This window comes from Flectobacillus sp. BAB-3569 (genome assembly GCF_002270355.1).
In the GTDB taxonomy this organism is placed as follows: Bacteria; Bacteroidota; Bacteroidia; order Cytophagales; family Spirosomataceae; genus Flectobacillus; species Flectobacillus roseus.
Map to the genome: position 1 here is coordinate 240,814 of NZ_NJFZ01000017.1, position 19,628 is coordinate 260,441.

10 protein-coding genes and 1 pseudogene are annotated in these 19,628 nt (G+C 36.5%); 4 read left to right on the plus strand and 7 right to left on the minus strand.

Annotated features, from left to right (window positions below; all coding sequences use genetic code 11):
- Nucleotides 1-43 precede the first annotated feature (43 nt).
- Nucleotides 44-1,329 (minus strand): annotated as a pseudogene (locus BWI92_RS17045) (O-acetylhomoserine aminocarboxypropyltransferase/cysteine synthase family protein).
- Between the two features lie 318 nt (nucleotides 1,330-1,647).
- Between BWI92_RS17045 and BWI92_RS17050 the strand changes: the two are divergent.
- Together BWI92_RS17050 and BWI92_RS17055 are read left to right on the plus strand one after the other, a co-directional pair.
- Nucleotides 1,648-2,523, plus strand: a complete 876-nt coding sequence (locus BWI92_RS17050; protein ID WP_095164638.1) for an AraC family transcriptional regulator — start codon at nucleotides 1,648-1,650, stop codon at nucleotides 2,521-2,523.
- A gap of 210 nt (nucleotides 2,524-2,733) precedes the next feature.
- Nucleotides 2,734-3,144: a DUF983 domain-containing protein gene (locus tag BWI92_RS17055; RefSeq protein WP_095164641.1), complete on the plus strand. Its 411-nt coding sequence runs from the start codon at nucleotides 2,734-2,736 to the stop codon at nucleotides 3,142-3,144.
- A 287-nt stretch (nucleotides 3,145-3,431) separates the two neighbouring features.
- On the opposite strand, the gene BWI92_RS17060 is transcribed toward BWI92_RS17055, so the two are convergent.
- Nucleotides 3,432-6,059, minus strand: a complete 2,628-nt coding sequence (locus BWI92_RS17060; protein WP_217903430.1) for a glycosyl hydrolase 2 galactose-binding domain-containing protein — start codon at nucleotides 6,057-6,059, stop codon at nucleotides 3,432-3,434.
- A 299-nt stretch (nucleotides 6,060-6,358) separates the two neighbouring features.
- Between BWI92_RS17060 and BWI92_RS17065 the strand changes: the two genes are divergently transcribed.
- On the plus strand, nucleotides 6,359-8,998 hold the full coding sequence (locus BWI92_RS17065) for an alpha-L-rhamnosidase (protein WP_095164732.1): 2,640 nt from the start codon (nucleotides 6,359-6,361) through the stop codon (nucleotides 8,996-8,998).
- 269 nt (nucleotides 8,999-9,267) lie between these two features.
- Here BWI92_RS17065 and BWI92_RS17070 read toward each other — a convergent pair whose 3' ends face one another.
- The 5 genes from BWI92_RS17070 to BWI92_RS17090 form a co-directional block, all read right to left on the minus strand.
- Nucleotides 9,268-9,750: a DUF2271 domain-containing protein gene (locus BWI92_RS17070; protein WP_217903431.1), complete on the minus strand. Its 483-nt coding sequence runs from the start codon at nucleotides 9,748-9,750 to the stop codon at nucleotides 9,268-9,270.
- A 4-nt stretch (nucleotides 9,751-9,754) separates the two neighbouring features.
- A complete protein-coding gene (locus BWI92_RS17075) occupies nucleotides 9,755-11,278 on the minus strand; it encodes an ankyrin repeat domain-containing protein (RefSeq protein WP_095164645.1) in 1,524 nt (507 codons plus the stop codon).
- Nucleotides 11,279-11,364: 86 nt separating this feature from the next.
- Nucleotides 11,365-12,594, minus strand: a complete 1,230-nt coding sequence (locus BWI92_RS17080; protein WP_095164656.1) for a DUF4374 domain-containing protein — start codon at nucleotides 12,592-12,594, stop codon at nucleotides 11,365-11,367.
- A gap of 119 nt (nucleotides 12,595-12,713) precedes the next feature.
- Entirely contained in the window at nucleotides 12,714-15,104 is a 2,391-nt protein-coding gene (locus BWI92_RS17085; RefSeq protein WP_095164657.1) for a TonB-dependent receptor, read from the minus strand.
- Nucleotides 15,105-15,380: 276 nt separating this feature from the next.
- Entirely contained in the window at nucleotides 15,381-16,394 is a 1,014-nt protein-coding gene (locus tag BWI92_RS17090) for a helix-turn-helix transcriptional regulator (protein ID WP_176464465.1), read from the minus strand.
- 640 nt (nucleotides 16,395-17,034) lie between these two features.
- On the opposite strand from BWI92_RS17090, the gene BWI92_RS17095 reads away from it, so the two are divergent.
- Nucleotides 17,035-18,987, plus strand: a complete 1,953-nt coding sequence (locus BWI92_RS17095; RefSeq protein ID WP_095164659.1) for a helix-turn-helix domain-containing protein — start codon at nucleotides 17,035-17,037, stop codon at nucleotides 18,985-18,987.
- The last annotated feature ends 641 nt before the right edge of the window (nucleotides 18,988-19,628 follow it).

Genomic DNA, 19,628 nt, shown 5'->3' on the forward strand with positions numbered 1-19,628 from the left:
CTCCAAACTCACAACTCATCACTCCAAATTCACAACTCATCACTTAAACACTCTTCAAAGCTTGCTCAATATCTGCTTTAATATCGTCGATATGTTCAATTCCTACAGATAAACGTAGTGAAGTTGGTTCTACGCCAGCAGCTAATTGTTCGGCCTCTGACAATTGCGAGTGTGTAGTCGAAGCTGGGTGAATAATCAGGGTTTTTGAATCGCCAACATTCGCCAAATGACTAATCAATTGAAGGCTATTCACAAACTTTTCTGCACGCGCTTTATCGCCTTTCAGTTTGAATGACAAAACACCACCAAAACTACGATTTAAGTATTTTTTGCCAGTTCGTGATAAGGGCTACTTTCAAGTCCTAAATAATTTACACCTTCTACTTCAGGATGCGACAACAGCCATTCAGCTAGTTTTTGTGCATTTTCCCCAATTCTCTCTACACGCAAAGACAAAGTCTCTAAGCCTTGCAACAATAAGAAAGAGTTAAAAGGACTTTGTGAAGGACCCCAATCGCGCAAACCTTCTACCCTAGCACGAATGATATATTGAATATTACCGAATGGTCCACCGATGCCGAAAACATCGTTCAAAACCAAGCCATGGTATGACGGCGAAGGCTCTGTAAATTGTGGAAATTTACCATTACCCCAGTTAAAAGTTCCCCCATCAACAATCACTCCACCCATCGTAGTACCATGTCCTCCAATCCATTTGGTAGCAGACTCAACCACCACGTGAGCACCATGTTTGAGCGGTTGGGCAATAGCACCTCCTGCACCAAAAGTATTGTCTACGATTAATGGAATTTCGTATTTGTTCGCCAAAGCAGCAAATGCTTCAAAATCGGGAACACTAAAACTTGGGTTTCCGATGGTTTCCAAATAAATCAATTTGGTACGGTCATCAATCAATTTTTCAAAGCTCGATACGTCGTCGCCATTGGCGAAGCGAGCCTCTACACCAATATTCTTGAAAGAATTTTTGAATTGATTATAGGTTCCGCCGTACAAGAATGAGGTAGTTACAAAGTTATCTCCCGCCGTAGTTATGTTGTTAATTGCCAAGAACTGCGCCGCATGCCCCGAACTAACTGCCAAGGCTGCCACTCCTCCTTCCAACGCTGCAATTCTTTTCTCGAATACGTCATTGGTTGGGTTCATAATACGAGTGTAGATGTTACCAAACTCCTTCAAGGCAAAAAGATTAGCTCCATGTTCAGCACTATTAAAAGAATAAGAAGTTGTTTGATAAATAGGTACTGCTCTTGAATTAGTTGTTGGGTCTACTTGCTGACCAGCGTGCAATTGAAGGGTTTCGAATTTCATGTTAAAGAGTTTTTAAGGGCAAAGCCAATAGGTTTCTGTTTTAGAAGTAATTGGTACAACAATACATCTACTGCATTGCCATGGTTTTGTTTCTTTTTTTAATACGTTTTTTCTAAAAGAATAATCACAATCAAATATACCTAAATATTTATTAAACTACAAAAACTATAGATTAAATTATTCCCAAAAACCATTGTAATCAAAAAAGGACAAAATTTAGCTAATCGGTAATTATTACCATTAAAACTACATTTCACACCACATATATTTCTTTTTTAACTTCTACCTTTGACATCATCAAACGAAGCCAATGTGAGTATGTCAGATAAAAAAATAAATTTCCCCATTTTAGATATTTGCACTTTATCCGAAACGAGAGATGAAGATTTTTTGGTGAGTAAATTTGGTGCCTATTTGGAGCGACACAAAAATCTTCATCATGCGCACCGACATAGTTTTTATCATTTGGTTTTCTTTACACAAGGTGCTGGCTTTCACACGATAGATTTTAGCAATTTTGATGTAAAACCCTACCAAATCTATTTTATGATACCAGGGCAGGTGCATAGTTGGAGTTTTGAAGGATCTATAGATGGTTATGTGGTCAATTTTTCAGAAGAATTTTTCCAGTCATTTTTATTGAAAGCAGAATATTTAGCTAATTTTTCATTTTTCAATAATATTGCACAAGACAGTGTCATCAATTTGAGTTTTCCGCTCAATCAGAAGGTAAAAGGCTTTTTTGAAGAAATCCTTGAACAGGCACAACAAAAGCAACCTTTTGCCCATGACATGATAAAAAGTTTGTTGATACAAATGTTTATTGCCATAGACCAGCAAACCATTACTGAGAAGCCCAAAAATATTCCGCAGTTTAACTACACCTTGCTAAAGAATTTTCAAAAGTTGATTGAAAAACATCATACTACCCTAAAATTACCGATGGAGTACGCAGAATTATTATATATTACTCCTAATCATTTGAACGCCCTTTGTAAGGAGCATTTGGGTATGCAAGCAGGTGAAGTGATTCGTAATAGAATTGTATTGGAAGCAAAAAGATTATTGGTCAACAAAAACACGAGTATCTCAGAAATTGCCTATTATCTCAATTTTGCGGACAATTCATATTTCTCTAAGTTTTTCAAAAAACACGTTGGAGTAAGTCCTGAGGAGTTTAGAAAGAAGATTTAAGTTTTTTGTCGAAGGAATAAGGCAACAGGCACAAGGCAAAGAGTGTTAAATCGTTTTTTAGTAACAATAGATATAGTTTTGCAGAAAGCTGAAAGCCGTAAGCTTTATAATTTAATTTTGCCAATCAACTTATTATTTTCTGCCTAATGCCTTCGGCATACAGCTTATAGCATATTATCAAAATTTTGTTTCATATAAATATTTTTAGTCATGAACGAATATCAAAATATAAAACTCGATGTTGAAAGAAGTAAAACTCGTGCGATGATAGAAATGCGTTGTCCGCAATGTCGTCAAGGAAAAATGTTTAAGTACTCTAACTGGCGAATAGATAAATTTGACGAGATGCACGACAATTGTCCTGTTTGTGGACTACATTTTGAGGTAGAACCTGGCTTCTGGTATGGTGCCATGTTTGTGAGTTACGGTTTTTCGATAGCGATTTTGGCCATCATGGGAATCGTGATTTATTGGGGTTTCAACGACCCATCGGTTTTAGGTTATATTATCCCTATTCCGATTGTATCCTTGATTGCTGTGCCATTCAATTTTAGAATGTCGAGAAGCGTATTTTTACATCTCTTTGGTTTTGTCAAATACAAACCAGAGCAAAATGCCTAGAAATCTTTTCTCTTGTTATATAAAAATGAATCCTCAAACAATTGAGTGAATGAGTGATTATGTGAAAATTTGTTTTCAATCAGTAGAGACGCAATGATTGCGTCTCAAGCCAAGTGAAATCTAGCATGATAGCATCAAAAAAGCGGTCGAAAAATAATTTTTCGTACCGCTTTTTATTGAAATTTATAAAGTCATCCAAGTCTCAAAATGCTGAATGAATCATGTTTGAGGGTTCTAAGTTTTAAAACTTTTGAAAAATGAGTCCAAGACTAAGTCTTGAACTAGGATTACTTTACCTCTACATATTTCAAAGGTAAATTCCAGCCTTCAATGGAAATTTGAGTTGGTTGAGTACCTGTTTTTGCTTCTAAAACGATCTTCTTGGTCGTATTTGGTGTAATAGAAACATAGTTATCATCATAGAAAGTTGGCAAGATACGCTCTTTAGTTTGGGTATTTACCAAGGAAACTCGATTGAAGAATGCTATAGTTTTTTCGTCTTTGTTCGTCAGACTCACTTCTATTTTATCTCCTGAAATACGCTTGGCAATAACTTCCAAATTGGCAGATGACATAGTTTGTAAACCAGAATATTTACCTTCAGCATTCGGATACCAATAGAAGTTATCACTTACCAGCTTCTGATTTTCGTCCAATAATTGTAGTGACAGAAACGAACCATCTTTTGCTCCTAACTCATCCAAGATGTTTTTGACTGATAAAATCTTCTTAATGGATGTCGCCTCGATGTAGGTAAATACTTTGGTGATAAGTTTGGAATTACCTTTAGTGTCATAAGCTGTAGCCACCAGCATCAAATTTCGTTTGGCAGTAAAATCATTATTCACCATCATCAACATGCCATCAATTGGATTTGCCATGATATGCACCAATTCACTACCGCTACGCAATCCATACAAACAAGCATTTGGGTCAAGATAATAGTCATACATTTGTCCACGCATGGCAGTCCAAGGGTTTTGGGTTTTCCAAATAATAACTCCTGTGTACCAATCCCACTGATGAGCACTAAAACCTTCCATCAAACCACGATACTGGTCGTAGTTGACTAGCTGTGCCTTCAAACCAAAATCTTTAATGTCCTTTGGCTTACCGTAAGGGTCGATAAACTGATTGTAGCCCACACCCGTGTAAGTATGGTATGTCCAAACGGTATCTGGCTTTGTGCCTAAGTTATGGTATGGCACTTTTAAATTTTCTTCTGGAATAAATCTTTTCAATGATTCATAGTCCCCTGTCCCTACCGAACCTACTTCAGAGTTGAATGGGAAAGTGCGCTGTTGCCAGAATACCTCCAAAGGTTGTATTCCATAAGGGCCGTCGCCGTTACCACCAAGAAAGTTGTAAGACATGGCATCTGAGTTTGAATAGTCTACAAACCAACGAGTTCCGTCTAGCTCAGGTAAAATTTTATCTCGCAATGGTACCAAAATATCTTCAGGCGGCGTAATTTCGTTGCCTCCACACCACATTGCTAAAGAAGGGAAATTGCGTACCATTTTAATCATATCTGCTGCCGACTCCAAAAACAAAGGATGATTGTCTGGGTATTTACGACGAGTCCATTGGTCTTCTTTTTTCATAGGGTCAATCCAGCGACCGTTGCAGTCGCCCGACATCCAGAAATCTTGGAATACCAACAAACCATATTTATCACAAGCTTCATAAAACTCAGGACGCTCTACCAATGCCCCACCCCAAATACGAATCAAATTCAGGTTCATATCTCTGTGGTAGCGAATTTCGGCGTCATAACGTTCCTTCGAAAAACGTAACATCGCGTCAGAGATAATCCAGTTACCACCTTTGATAAAAATCTTTTGACCATTTACGGCAATCTGACGGCTTTGGGTAGTAGTATTCCATGAGGTTTGAATTTCACGAATACCCACTTGTAGTTTCTCAAAATCTGAAACTTTTTGACCGTTTGGCGTAAAACTAAACTCAGCATCATACAAATTCTGAGGACCATAACCCGCTGGCCACCACAACTTAGGATTGCTTACAATCAAGTCTTTGATTTTGTAGGTTTTGCTCGATTTGGCTGGTAATGTTAGTTTTTCGGAGACGGTTTGTCCATTAATTTTAAAAGTCAATAATCCTGAAACTGGGCTATCGCTGGTGTTTTCCAAATCTGCGGTGGTTCTCACCGTAGCTGGTTGTTGCGTACCTTCTGGTGTACGAACACCTGATACGAGAGTGATGACATGCGGATCTTTGAGGTTGACTAAGCCTGTTTTTTCAATCTGAACTTTGTCCCAAATACCTGTATTTCGGTCACGAATCGGGCGAATCCAATCCCACCCTGCGGTGTATTGTATGGCTACATTTTTGGCAATAGTTCCATCGCCACCTTGTCCACCATTTGGATTGCCAGGGGAGTTAGAAGGATATACAATGACTGCCAAGCGGTTTTTGCCATTGTTTGCCAACAAACCCGTAATATCAAATGCTTTGCGCAAAAACATTCCTTCAAAAGGCTCTTTATTGACTTTCTGACCATTGACGAAGATTTCGCAAGAGTAGTTGATTCCTCTAAATTTCAACCACACTTTTTCTCCTGATGCAGGCTTTTTTTCCTCAAAATCCTTTACAAACCAATAAGTATAATACTCCTTCCCGACATGATAAACATCAGGAATTTTCTCATTATTGAGTCCATAAAATGGATCAGGAATTTCTTTGTTGGCTAATTGAGTCGTCAAAACCGTACCCGGAACTACCGCAGGTTTCCAAGTAGAAAGGTCAAATTGAGGACTAGAAATCTGCGTACCCGAAGCCTGAATAGTGTTTGCTTTGGTACATTTCCAACCTTGATTTAGCTCATAACTTTGTTGCGCCATAGCTGGCAAAAAGCCAACTGAAAGCAAACAAGTCTTAAGCGCAAGTTTCATTTTTTGTTTGAAAGAATACATAAATTTAGATTTAAGAAAATTGGGAATTATTGAGAGAGAAACCCTTCCCTTTGCTCGGTGGGCATTTTTCTCAGTATTATTTTTATATTAAATATACCTAAAAAAAGCTTAGACATCGACGGAAAGGAAGTATTTCAAATATAGGTAATCAAGAAAAGTAATTAACCTGAATTGTCTGGAAAATCTATACTTAGGATAATTATTAATGTTAACACATGACACTTTTTATCCGAAAAAATGAAACCTTGTTTCCTCAAAAATCACTCAATTCTATAATCATGAAACGTATTATATCACTCCTCAGCGCTGGTATTCTTTTGAGCAATATTTCTTTATTGGCTCAAACGCAAAAGCTTCGCTGTGAATATTTAGAAAATCCCTTAGGAATAGACCAAACAGCACCACGATTTACTTGGGAGTTTACCACTAAGCAAAACCCAGTCTCTGTCAAAATTTGTGTCGACACCGATTCGCTAGCATTGGTAAAAGGTCGTAATAATACATGGATATCGGATAACATCTCCTCATCCCAACAGTTAGCCACTTATGCAGGCAAACCTTTACAATCTTTCCAAAAATATTATTGGAAATTGGTCGACAAAAACAATCAAACACTGAGTTCAATTGCGAGTTTTGAAATGGGCTTGCTTCAGCCATCCGACTGGAAAGGTGCATGGATAACTGATGGGCAAGGAAAAGAGGAAAAAAATGCGCCCTATTTTAGAAAAGCCTTCGAAGCAAAAAAAGAAATTGCCTCTGCCCGTGCGTATATTGCAGTGGGAGGTTTGTATGAGTTAAGCATCAATGGACAACGAGTAGGCAATCACCGCCTCGACCCGATGTACACCCGTTTTGACAGACGTACTTTGTATGTCGCTTATGATGTTACGAAGCACTTACAACATGGGAAAAATGCCATAGGTGTTTTATTAGGCAATGGCTGGTATAATCACCAATCTACAGCGGTTTGGTTTTTTGATAAAGCTCCTTGGCGCAACCGCCCTACCTTCTGTTTGGATTTACGCATTCAATACAAAGATGGCTCTGTAGAAACCATTCGTTCTGGCAAAGATTGGAAAACAGCTGAAAGTCCTGTTACATTTAATAGTATTTACACAGCAGAGCACTATGATGCACGACTCGAAAAAACAGGATGGAACCTTCCCAACTATGATGACAAAACATGGAAAGATGTCATTTATCGTGCCGCTCCTTCTACACATATTGTAGCACAAGCGCTTCATCCGATTAGGCATACGAACGAAATTTTATGTAAAACATTAAAAGCATTTTCAAAACAAAACTATGTTTTTGATTTAGGCGAAAATATTTCGGGCGTTTCCTCGATAACCGTAAAAGGTAATGCAGGAACTGTGATTAGATTAAAACACGGTGAAAGATTATTACCAGACGGACACGTTGACCAATCTAATATTGATGTGCATTATCGCCCAACCGACGATAAAGACCCTTTTCAAACTGATATTTTTATTTTGAGTGGAAAAGGCGAAGAAACCTTTACCCCAAAATTCAATTACAAAGGTTTTCAATATGTGGAAGTCAACAGTTCTGAACCGATTGAGCTTGTGCAAAATAGTGTAAAAGGCTATTTTATGCACTCAGATGTACCTGCTATTGGAAAAATTACAAGTTCAAATCCAACCTTGAATAAAATGTGGGCTGCTACCAATCGCTCCTATTTGTCTAATCTTTTTGGCTACCCAACCGACTGTCCTCAAAGAGAAAAAAACGGTTGGACAGGCGACGCCCATATTGCCAACGAAACAGGTCTATATAATTTTGACGGTATTACTATTTATGAAAAATGGCTTGCCGACCACCGTGACGAACAACAGCCCAATGGCGTACTTCCATCAATTATTCCGACTGGTGGCTGGGGTTATGAATGGGGCAACGGACCAGATTGGACAAGTACAATCGCCATTATTCCTTGGAATATCTATTTGTTTTATGGAGATAGCAAACTGTTAAAAGATTCTTATGAGCCCATCAAACGATATGTGGATCACATTACAGATATCAGCCCGAACGGGCTATGTACTTGGGGATTAGGCGATTGGGTTCCTGTAAAATCCAAAACACCTGTAGAATTAACCTCAACGGCATATTACTTTGTGGATGTAACAATCTTGACAAAGGCAGCCAAACTACTTGGAAACCAAGAAGATTACCTTAAATATTCAGCTTTAGCAGAAAAAATTAAAAAGGCATTTAATCAGAAATACCTGAAAGAGCAAACTGGCATTTATGGTGCAGGAGTACAAACAGAACTCAGTGTTCCACTTTATTGGGGCTTAGTTCCTGAAGGATTAAAATCAAAGGTAGCGAAAAACTTAGCTGATAGAGTTGCCCAAGACAATTATCACTTAGACGTAGGTTTGTTGGGAACAAAAGCTATTTTGAACGCATTAAGCGAAAATGGATATGCTTCTGTTGCTTACAAAGTTGCTTCACAAGAAAGTTACCCATCATGGGGCTGGTGGATTGTGAATGGTGCTACAAGTTTGTACGAAAACTGGCCTATTGACGCCAAATCGGATATTTCGATGAATCATATTATGTTTGGAGAAATTGGCGCGTGGCTATACAAAGGCTTAGCAGGAATTTTCCCAGACGAGCAAGGGGCTGGTTTTAAAAGCATTATTCTTAAACCCAATTTTGTTGAAGGTTTAGCAACATTCTCAGCGGATTTCGAATCCCCAAGAGGCTTGATTCACTCTGAATGGGAACAAAAAGGTAATACAGTAATTTATAAAATCGTAGTGCCACCAAATGCCTCCGCTAAAGTACAATTACCAGAGGGCTACAAAATCAAGACGATTAATCAAAAAGCCGTTGGAACGTCTCACACAAATATTTTCACTGCTGGTGTGTACGAATTAGGCATCGAAAAATAGAGCTCAGTAAAATTTAATAATAGACTTTATCACTGTTTATAACTAGTAGGTTTAATAAGTCATAATACTTACAGGAAACTCAGTCCATTTGGATAAGTAAACCGTAATAAAGTCTATCAAACTGTGCCAGTAGAAGTAAAATTTAACTATAAAGCATTAATTCATAATTAAACCTAAATACTTAAGTGCGACAGTAAACTTGAAACAAGTTTTTCTATCGCACTTGTAACCCGCAATATTCAGCTTACGTGCTCGCTAATCTCAATATACTACATGGGGTTAAATCTCACATATCTAATATAGCCACTTCCTTCATTCTTACCAGCGAGAGCCTCTGTTGTCAGTGGTATTTCGAGATCTTTTACATGATAGGGTTTATCTTCAACAGCACTTTCAAAACGAATTTTGTATGAGGTATTGATTTTATCGCTATCAATCTCTAAAACAACTACGCTTCGATCTCCTCCTGTTACAGAAGCGCCTGTGATGGCACTAAGATTAGTAGGTTTTTTGGAAAAAGCTTTGTGCCATTCTTTGAGGTCTGGATACCATTTTTTATCCGCACCAAGTATATATAAAGTTTTATTATAGACTCCTTTTGCGTCTACAATCGAAACTACTATGTAGGCGCCCTCTCCCATGTAATTTGTCATTTGAATCATACACTTGTATTTGGTAGTTTGGGCATGAACAGCAAAAGACAGGGATAGAAATGCCACCAATGTCAGGACAAGACCTCGTAATAATTTCATATCACTATTTTAAAAAATTAATAGAAATGTTTGATTTTGAAAGTGTTTCATTTTCTGAGGCCAAGTCAAAGGCAGTTTCTTTGAAATTAGTAGTTACCTCTTTTTGTGCTCCAATCGAAAGAAGATATTTCAAAATTCTGTCATCTTTCGCAGTCATTGCGGCTTTGTGTAATGCCGTAATTCCTTCATTATTTTTAGCGTTAATATCTATTCCTAATGCTTGTACACGCTTGAGTAAACCAATATCTGTTTTCAGAATTGCTAAGTGAAAGAGCGTATTACCATTTTTTTGAGGCGTATTTGCTTGGAGTCCTTTTTCTTGAAGAAGCAATAACTTTTGATCAAAGTCTTCTGGCTTTGGTCCGTTAGGGTTTTGACGACCTTCACCACTCGCATAGGACTGAATTAAATAAGAAAGTAGGTTTTCGCCATCCTTGTTAAGAACTTTTACTTCAGCTCCTTTATCAATTAAGAATTTAACGACTTCAGGAGAGTTACCTTTTACTGCAAGCGATAAAGCTGTTTCTCCACTTTGGTTAGCGAGGTTGATATTCTTCGTTTTTGAAACAATCAATTCTATGGTACTTAAATCTTTATTGCTACCTGCGGCGTTGATTAGTACGTTATTCCCTTCTTTATCAACTTTATTTACATCTACTCCTTTAGAGATAAAGTGTTCGATAATTTCTTTTTGGTTCGGCTTTCGTACAATAAAGTGGAGAACATTCTCTTCATTTTTTGATAGAATCGTTGGTTTAAGTTTTAATTCTTCAAGATACTTGTACACCTCAATGGTACTGGCAGGGCCTCTACGAGCACCTTGTGCGGCCAACAACATAGCGCTTTCGGGTGTAGAGATTCCTTTTTGAACCAAGGTCTTCATCACTTCGATGTTTCCACTACGTGCGGCATAACAGAACACATTGTTACCATTTTTGTCCACACTCTTAATGTCTAAACCTTTTGAAATCAAATAATTGGTTACAGTAAAATCTTTGTCGTTCCCTACTGCCAACAACAAAATATTTGCACCATCTCGGTTCACATCATTTTTTAAGCTGGCTCCAGCTTTGACACATAGCTCTATGATAGGAATACTGAGCTGACCTCCCATACTAGCAAAACCCAATGGAGTTACATCGTGAGCGTCGAGGGCATTGCCTTTAGCACCTTTTTCTATAAGTGCTGCTACAACTTCTTTATCTCCTTTATTGACAGCCCAGTGCAGATAAGTACGACCCTCGTGTGATGGACGGTTTACATCAAATCCTGGCTGAGACATTAAAAATTTAATGGTTTCGGCAGGTGCATTTGAATTGATAGCTAACACAATAGGATCCATATTCATCTGATTAGACTCCAATGGGTTATTCCCTTTTTGAATTTCAGCTTTCACAGCCTCAACCGAAGGCTGATTTTTCCAAAAATTTTGATTTAAAAGGTTGTTTGTACTGTTATTGCCACCTCTTTGGGCATTAGCTACCAGGCTCAATAGAACGATACAGCCTGTAATGAAAATTCTTTTCATAAAATAAAGTAAAATTATAAGTATTGCTTAAACCTGAGTTGTGAAATTGCATCCCGTCAGACAAATTATACGAGATGCTAAATTGATTAGTAGGCAAGTTTTCCAACAGCACCTACGCCATCAGCATTGATTACAAGACCAGCTTTTGCCGTAGCAGTTTTGGGATCTATTACATAGACAGTTGGAGGAGCAGTGGCAGTTGTAATAGGGAAATAAAGTTTACCTTTGTCTGCAAAAGGTATTCCGATTGCGGTAATTTGGTCTTTTGCAGGAAAGCCTGTAGTGAGCCACTTTACTGTTTTGTCGGTCATCTTTACAATTGCATACTGAGTGGCTGCCGTTGAGGTTGTGATAGTAAAATCATTATAAAACTCAAGTAAGAAGTAATCCTCTGAAATAGGCCATACTCTTCTGAATTTATAACCACCTGCTGCTTCCTGAATGTTGAAGTAATATGCGTTATCGAAAGAAGTAGCATTTTTATTGATTCTTAACGCACCTGCTGGCTTAGTAGTCTTTGCATCGTAAGAACCTGAGAAAACATATACGTTATCACTAGCATCTTTTGCAATTTGAGAATAGTATTGCGAGCGGAAACGTCCTGATGCGTAGCTAATGCGGTTATCTCTATAGATACGTTTCAAGGTTAAGTTTTCATCAAATGCTGCAACCCAAACACTATCTTGATGTACTGTAGCCGTTGCTCCTGCTTGATTTAATACAACGCCTGTTAGAAATTCTCCATTGCCAAAGTCAACTACGCCAGAAAACGTAGCAGTACCTCCGTTACCAGTAAAGTTCTCTGTTACGATCTCTTTCTGGGAAATAGCATTACTATTGTTAAGGTCAATAAAATTAAAAGTAGAACCTACTTTTCCGCTAGCTAGAGCAACACTCCCAACGCTTGTAATGACATAATTACTAAAGGGACCGTAAGAGGTAAAACGAGATGCAATCTGAAACTCATTGCCAACAGGTGCTAGTTGCCCAGTTGTATTTAAGCCAAAAGAAACTCCAACGCCAGGGTCACCTTGTGCATAATATAGCCCTACTGCAGCTTTACTTCCATTCATTACCCAAGCTGTATAAGTACGTGGTAATTCTACTCCATTGCCTACTACGGTGGTAGTACCACCAGTCAAACTATCAGGAGTTAATAAATAGGTCCCTGTACCAGCGGTAGCTGCAATAAAGAATTTGTTTTTTGCTTCTGGTACTGTGACAACATTCTCGTCTTCACCAACACAACTTATAAGACTTGTTGCCGAAAGAATGGATAAACTTGAAATACGGAGTATTTTTCTGAGTGATTTCATAAATAGATAATAATTGTTTTGTAACGATAATAGATATACGTAATAGTTCAAAGGCACTATTCCCAAAAAAATTAGCCATATCACCTCCTCTGTATCACGTGTAACAGAAATGGTTTTGATTATTTTTGTAAGTTATTTTTTACCAAAAAGTATCTTAGTTTTAGAGAAAAAGACCGCCCAGGCTTTTGTAAACTAAAATTGTCGTAGAGTAAAGCATCTGTAAAGTTGCGTGCTTCGAAGGCGATATTGTATCTACCATTTTTGAGCATATAGGTAGCATTAAAATCATGGTAGAGTTGTTGAGGCAGTGCATTTTTGGAGCTAGCACTTCCAAGGCTTTCCCAAATCAAAAAGAATTTGCCAACAAAATTCATTGTGTAGCCAAAGCTCAATTTATTGCCTTTTCCTCCTATGTTGTTGAGATAATAAGTAGCATCAGTATTCCCAAAGAAGTAGGGTACATTTGGCATTCTATCGTTGTAGGTCACACTCTGTTGAGTGGATGTTGGAGAAACATATAGCTCTTTGTTGCGAATATCTTGATAAGTAATATTAGCACCAATCGTTAATTTATTTTTGTAATAATATCTCAATTCGGCATCCATACCAATATTCCTAACTTTTCCATGATTTGAATAGCCAGCAGTACCATAACGCTGTTCCACAATGCGTCTGATATAATCACGTATATCTCTATAATATGCTCCACCATCAAAATAGAAAGAATGATTCTCGTCAAGCGCATAATTAAATCTGGCACCTAAATTATAGTTCATAGATTGCTCTGCATTCAAAGAGGAATTGCCTACCTCTAATATTTCATCACCAAACAATTCGCTTTCAGTTGGTAGTCTGTAGGCTTTTTCTACAGAAACCTTTAACTGGATTCCTTTTAAAAAATATGTACCAGCTAATCCATACCCAGAGGTTTGAAAGTTCTTAATTCTTTCTTCGTATACTGCTGTATTTGAATTTACTGAAACGTCCAATGGTCCAATCACCCTCTGACTATAGAACTTTGAAAACAACGTCGCATTCCATTTTTCTTTATACTGATAGCGATATGATAAGCCCAACACGTTTTTAAAACTATTACGTCGCATAGTATCGGCTGCTGAGGTGATATCTGCAACCGAGGCATTATCTGCGTTTCTACGATTGTACCCTGTTATGACATTACTCAAAGCAACAGCGTGATTTCCATTGATACTATAGTTAATATTAGTGGTGGTCGACATGTTTTTATTAAAGAATTTACCTAATGTATAAATAGATTCTCCTTTTGTGCGGGTAGTTCTGTATTCTCCGTACCAATTGTATTGGCGTGCTGCTGTATCAATATTTTGATTAAAGTTGATATTGTAATTTGCAGTAAAAGACAAATTTAGACCTTTTGTTAATAAATTCCTTTTTGAGTATGTTAACGATGGTAGAATAGTATTTCCTTTGCGCGACCGCATCCCGAAAACAATTTTCATAAGATTAGAATTTTGAATTTCGGCACGCTCCTGCCCTAGAGTAATTCCCAACAATAACTTATCTGCCCATGGTTTATTGACGAAACCCACTTTCGCTACCAAAGTTTCATTAGAATATCCATCATTGAATCTACTAACCCATTTTTCATCATTCGAAAAGTTGCCAGTTGCTAAATTTAGTACATTCGTTTTTACACGATAACTATTATCTGAATAGTTTTGGAAAGCGTTTAACTGTACTGTGAACCCATTTTTAGCTGTGTGACCTAACGATAAATTCGTTTTGTGCGTATTGAAGGATCCTATGGAGTAAGAGGCATCCAAGTAGGAGTTTGAACTCTGGTTGGTTACAATATTAATTACGCCTCCCATAGCATCAGCTCCAAACTCAATAGGTACTACTCCTTTATACACCTCAATTCTGTTGGCAAGGTTTACAGGAATGTTATTCAATTGAAATGCCGAACCAAAGCCTTCCATCGGTACGCCATCCATGAATATTTTGATATGATTACCTGTAAAACCATTTAATGAAATAGACATATTTGAGCCAACGCCCCCTGTCTCTCTAATTTTCACTCCGGATGCTTTGTCAAGTAAATGACCCAAATCTAATGTACTGTTAAAAAAGGCCTTCGCATCCAGAGCAACGACATTAAACGCCGTTTCCTTGAGTTCTTGAATTTGAGATTTCCCTTTTACCTGCACTTCATCTAATTCTTTTCCATCTTCCTGCTTCAAAATTACTTTCAAGGTATGCTTTTGTCCTTCTTTAACAAAAACATGATGATACTGCTTTTGATAGCCCATCATTGAGATTACAACAGTAAGATTTTTGTCTGGGACTTTCAAACTAAATTGCCCTTTTGAGTCTGACTCCTGTGCAATTGTTGTGTTTTTAACTATGATATATGCTCCATGAATCGGCTCTCCATCTTCATTCGTAACACTGCCAAACAAAACTCCTTTATGTTCTTGTCCGTAAGTGAGAAATGTAAATAATAGTAGTATGAATGTAAAAATATTTTTCATTATGTGTTTCAATATTATATACTTTATTTAGACTAATTACAAATAATTGTACAAAGCTATAACTCAAAATCTATTTAAAGTATCGGTAAAAGAACTGAAAGTATCGAAATTGGAAGTTTCTATATTAGAAATCTCCATCTATAATATAAATCTTTGATATTATTGTATATTTATTAGATTCATACTATCTGATAAATAGATTTTATTCATAATGATGATACTTCGGTAGTTCAAATATGCCTTTAGCATTAATGAGGGGAATAATTCTTACGTAATTTAGATTACTTCTCTACTTGTTCCTAAAATCAAATATGGCTGTATTGATACCTGTTTTGGGGTGTACCCATAATACTTTTTAAAAGCTACAATAAAATGTGAGGTACTTTTATAGCCCAATACAGCAGAAATTTGACTTATAGTTTCTTTTTTGGTGGTAATCAATTTTACAGCCTCAGCCATCCTCAATTTAATTATGTATCCATGAATAGTATCATCAAATAATACTTTGAACCCTTGCTTCAATTTTTGTTCGTTAATTGATACTTCCCTACTTAACTCCTTTATGGTAGGCGGATTAGTAAAATTTGTTGCTATTATTGATTTAGCCTTTTGAAGAATCAAAATGGTTTTTTGGTCAAGCGTATGCTTTTTTTGAGCTGCATGTTCTTGTTGTAGATGCATCAACAGAAGGATTTCTCGTAGTTTTAAATCAATAAATGGTTTTCTATATTTTATTTGTGTGCCTACTGATGTTTGATCAATGATTTGTGAGAGTATATTGAACGTGTAAGGATTAATCATTGTCTGGTTTTCATTAAGATTTATGAATTTCCCATTTTGTATATCCATAAAAAATGAATTATCGTGTGTCCAAGGTTCATCTTTAAGAAGATTTTTAAAGTAATCTTCAGACAAAATAATTGCTAGGTATCTGATATTTTCATCGGGTGTCATCTGAAAAGTGAAGTCGGATTCATTTTGATAATTGATTCTTACAACTCCCCTGTCCATTAAGAATGATTGATGATTCTCCTCTACAATTTTACTATTTCCTTTAAAAAAGAAGGATAGTAAGATATGATTGCCCTTTATCGTAAACAAGTCATTGACTCGTTTGATAAGATGTAGTTTTACATCGATAATGCATAAACCACTAGTTTGAATTATATTATTTTTTACACTGCCATAGTCTTCCAAATCAAGTGTGAATGTTTTTTCATCAAGTAAACTTGTGGGATTATACTTCTCTTCTAATTCAATTTGATAAATTGCGGAATTAGTTTCTTTCAAAATAGAATGTATTATCATAAACATATAGTCAAATCATCCAGTTAGATAATCTGATTCTCGTATTAGGTTGTATGTAATTTTGTACAAAGATATTTATATTTATTTAGACTAGTTATAAACAACAAGGTTGTTTAGTATTTTTTAGACCTTAAGGCAAAATATTTCGACGTTACAAACAAATTAGTCGGTTAAGGCAAATAGGTTTATTTTAGCATGTTTTAGATACTAAAAGAGAAAAGTTCATAATCAATATCTACTTTACGATAAAAATCCAGAAAACGAGCTATATTGGATTGGACATTAACCTCGGCATTTAACAATTTGGCTGTTTTAAAGAACTGAGTCACTTTGAACCAAAGCTCATATAGGAGCCAAGGAATTCTTTAAGTGAGGCATTTTTTACAATTTTGTTTTCCTTTAAAATTCTTCTAATTTCCGTTATTATTGTTTTTTCTTGTTCGCAAAACAACATTATAATGATTTTAGGCCTCTTTAATTTTTAGTAATATGTTTCTAACATATCTCTAGCAAGGCTTTAGAAAAATCTGCCCCTTATTCACCTCAATGGAATTAAAATAATCCCTAATTTTGTTCTATTCGTGCAAGTCTGCTAGGTGTGTTGTTTAGATTACCAATTATTATGAAGTTTCAAAAAGTTATTTTTAGTACTATATATCTACTTTTGTTAGGTCCTTGGCTACATGCGCAAATCAGATTTGAGGTGCATATTCCTGCTCAGGACCGTTCAAAAAATCTTCCTATTTTTATTGCTTGTAGCTTCAACAATTGGTCTCCGGGCGACCCTAATTTTCGATTAGAATCGATTGGAAATAATACATACGCCATTGACCTTCCTGATACGCTTTCTTATTTTGAATACAAATTTACCCAAGGCTATTGGACCCAAGTAGAAGGTGATTCGCAAGGACATAGCCGCCCCAATCGGGTATATGATCGATTGAAGGAACAAAACCCTCAACTTTTAAGCCTTCAAATCGAAGGATGGGAAGCCCGTCCTACCTATCGTTTTTACATCAAAAGCCTTCCTAAAAATACGCCTCAAGATGCGAGTATTTATATTTCTGGAAATTTCAATAATTGGGATCCGGGAAATGAAAGTTACAAACTTCAAAAGCAGTTTGATGGTACTTATCGGGTAACAGTTTCTACAGAATTAGAAAAACTGGAATACAAATTTACGAGAGGAAATTGGGAGACCGTTGAAGGTCAGGAAAACGGGAAAGCTTGTCCTAACCGTGCGCTGTATCGCAAAAGTGACTTCCGATTGGAAGAAATTCCAGTAGATATAAAAGGTTGGGAGGATCTTACGGGGACCTTCAATTTTTACTCAATATACGATTTACTCATTCTATTTTCGGCGTTTCAATGTATTCTGCTATTGGTTGCTATTCCAACTATGCAAGACTACAATCGCAAGGCTAATCAGTGGCTATTGCTTTCTATCGCCTTTACTGCTATTGTCCTGATTATGAAAACAATGACAGGCTACAGAGTTATAGCAGAACAATATAGTCGCCTGCTACTGATTCCTGATTTTGCCTTGTTTTTGTATGCCCCTTTATTCTATTTTTATTTACAAAAACTTCTTTTCAAAACACCTCAAATGCCTGTAAAATGGTGGTTACACTTTATTTTACCCATTTTTCAGGTATTGGTATATATGCCCTTCATGCTATTGGGTTCGAAAGAGTTACTCATTAAGTTATTGAATAAAGAGCAAGACCTTCATTTCGTTTCAGTGATTGCAGGAACAATTTCGTGGTTTGTCAATATATTTTACTGGTTTATCAACTGGAAATCGGTGGAGGGATATAACAAACAATATCCAAATCAAGCATCAAACGAGCAAAATACCGATTATTTACATACTGTGTTGATTCTTCAGGCGATATGCCTTGTATTATGGGCTTTTACGGGACTACTTATATTTGGCCAGCGATTTTTTGCGTGGGATACCGTTTTATTGGCAGACAAAAGTATCGATATTATTTGGTTGGCATTTTCGGCTATTCCCTATTTCTTGGGATATTTTGCCATTCACCAACCTGAGATTTTCAAAATCGTCAAAACTAGTCTTACTCAGGTCAATATTTTGCCTAATAAGGCATCAAATGATACGCCATCGGTATTGTCTAAATTACCAGAAATTTCACCCGAAATAATACCTCAAACAGACGAAACTCCAGTACAAGACATTGAGAAAGATGCCAATCATGAGCAACTAATTGCTAGTTGGAAGGAAAAAATTGATGAGTTTATGAACTCAGAAAAGCCCTATACCAATGTAGGACTTACCCTAAATGAGTTGGCGGGAATGCTAAAAATCACACCACATTTGCTTTCGAAGGTAATTAATGAAGCGTATCAAAAAAACTTTTTTGACTTTATCAATTCCTACAGAATTGAGGAATTTAAAATTCGTTTTGAAGATCCTCGCAACAGACAATTCACCATGTTGGCTATTGCATTTGATGTAGGTTTTAATTCGAAAACCGCCTTCAATCGTGCCTTCAAAAAAATGACCTCCCAAAGCCCAAGAGAATATTTCTTTGACTCTCGTGTGGAGGAATAATTTAATTATGGTTTGTCTCAAGTAATTGCACAAAATTAGATGTAAGTGCTAGGCTATAGGCATTAGGCAAATATTTTTAACATCTTTATTAATAATCAAGGATATGCTTTTGCCCAAAGCTCATGGCTGAATGTTAAAAGCCCAATTATCAGCATTTCCATATTCTCTTCAATTGCCATTTGTACAATTCCATCACTTTCTTGGTTTAAGTGGATATCCATAAAGATATCCCGTACCTTTGCAGTCTTTTTCAGCTAAAAATGAGAAAAATCTATCAAAAATAAGTACCATTTTATAAAGTGGCATACCTAAATAGTTATACAAAAGATTGAAAAACAACAAGTTGACTTTTATTTTAAAATAAATCTTCAAAAAGTACAAAATACAGAAAGTGGGACGACTTGTGGTAGAGAAGCATAGTACTTTTGTAAGAAAATATTTGAAAATTTCTCACACTTAGAGAAGACACATTTTTATAAACTAAAACTATTTCTCTCTTTTTGAGAGTAATGTACCAATTAATTATTATGAATTTTATTTACTTCCTCAACACTATTTCCCCAAGGATTCAACATCTTTTTGGGCGATTACATTTTCGAATTACACTTCATCTTTCCATATTTTTTCATTCCCTATCCCGA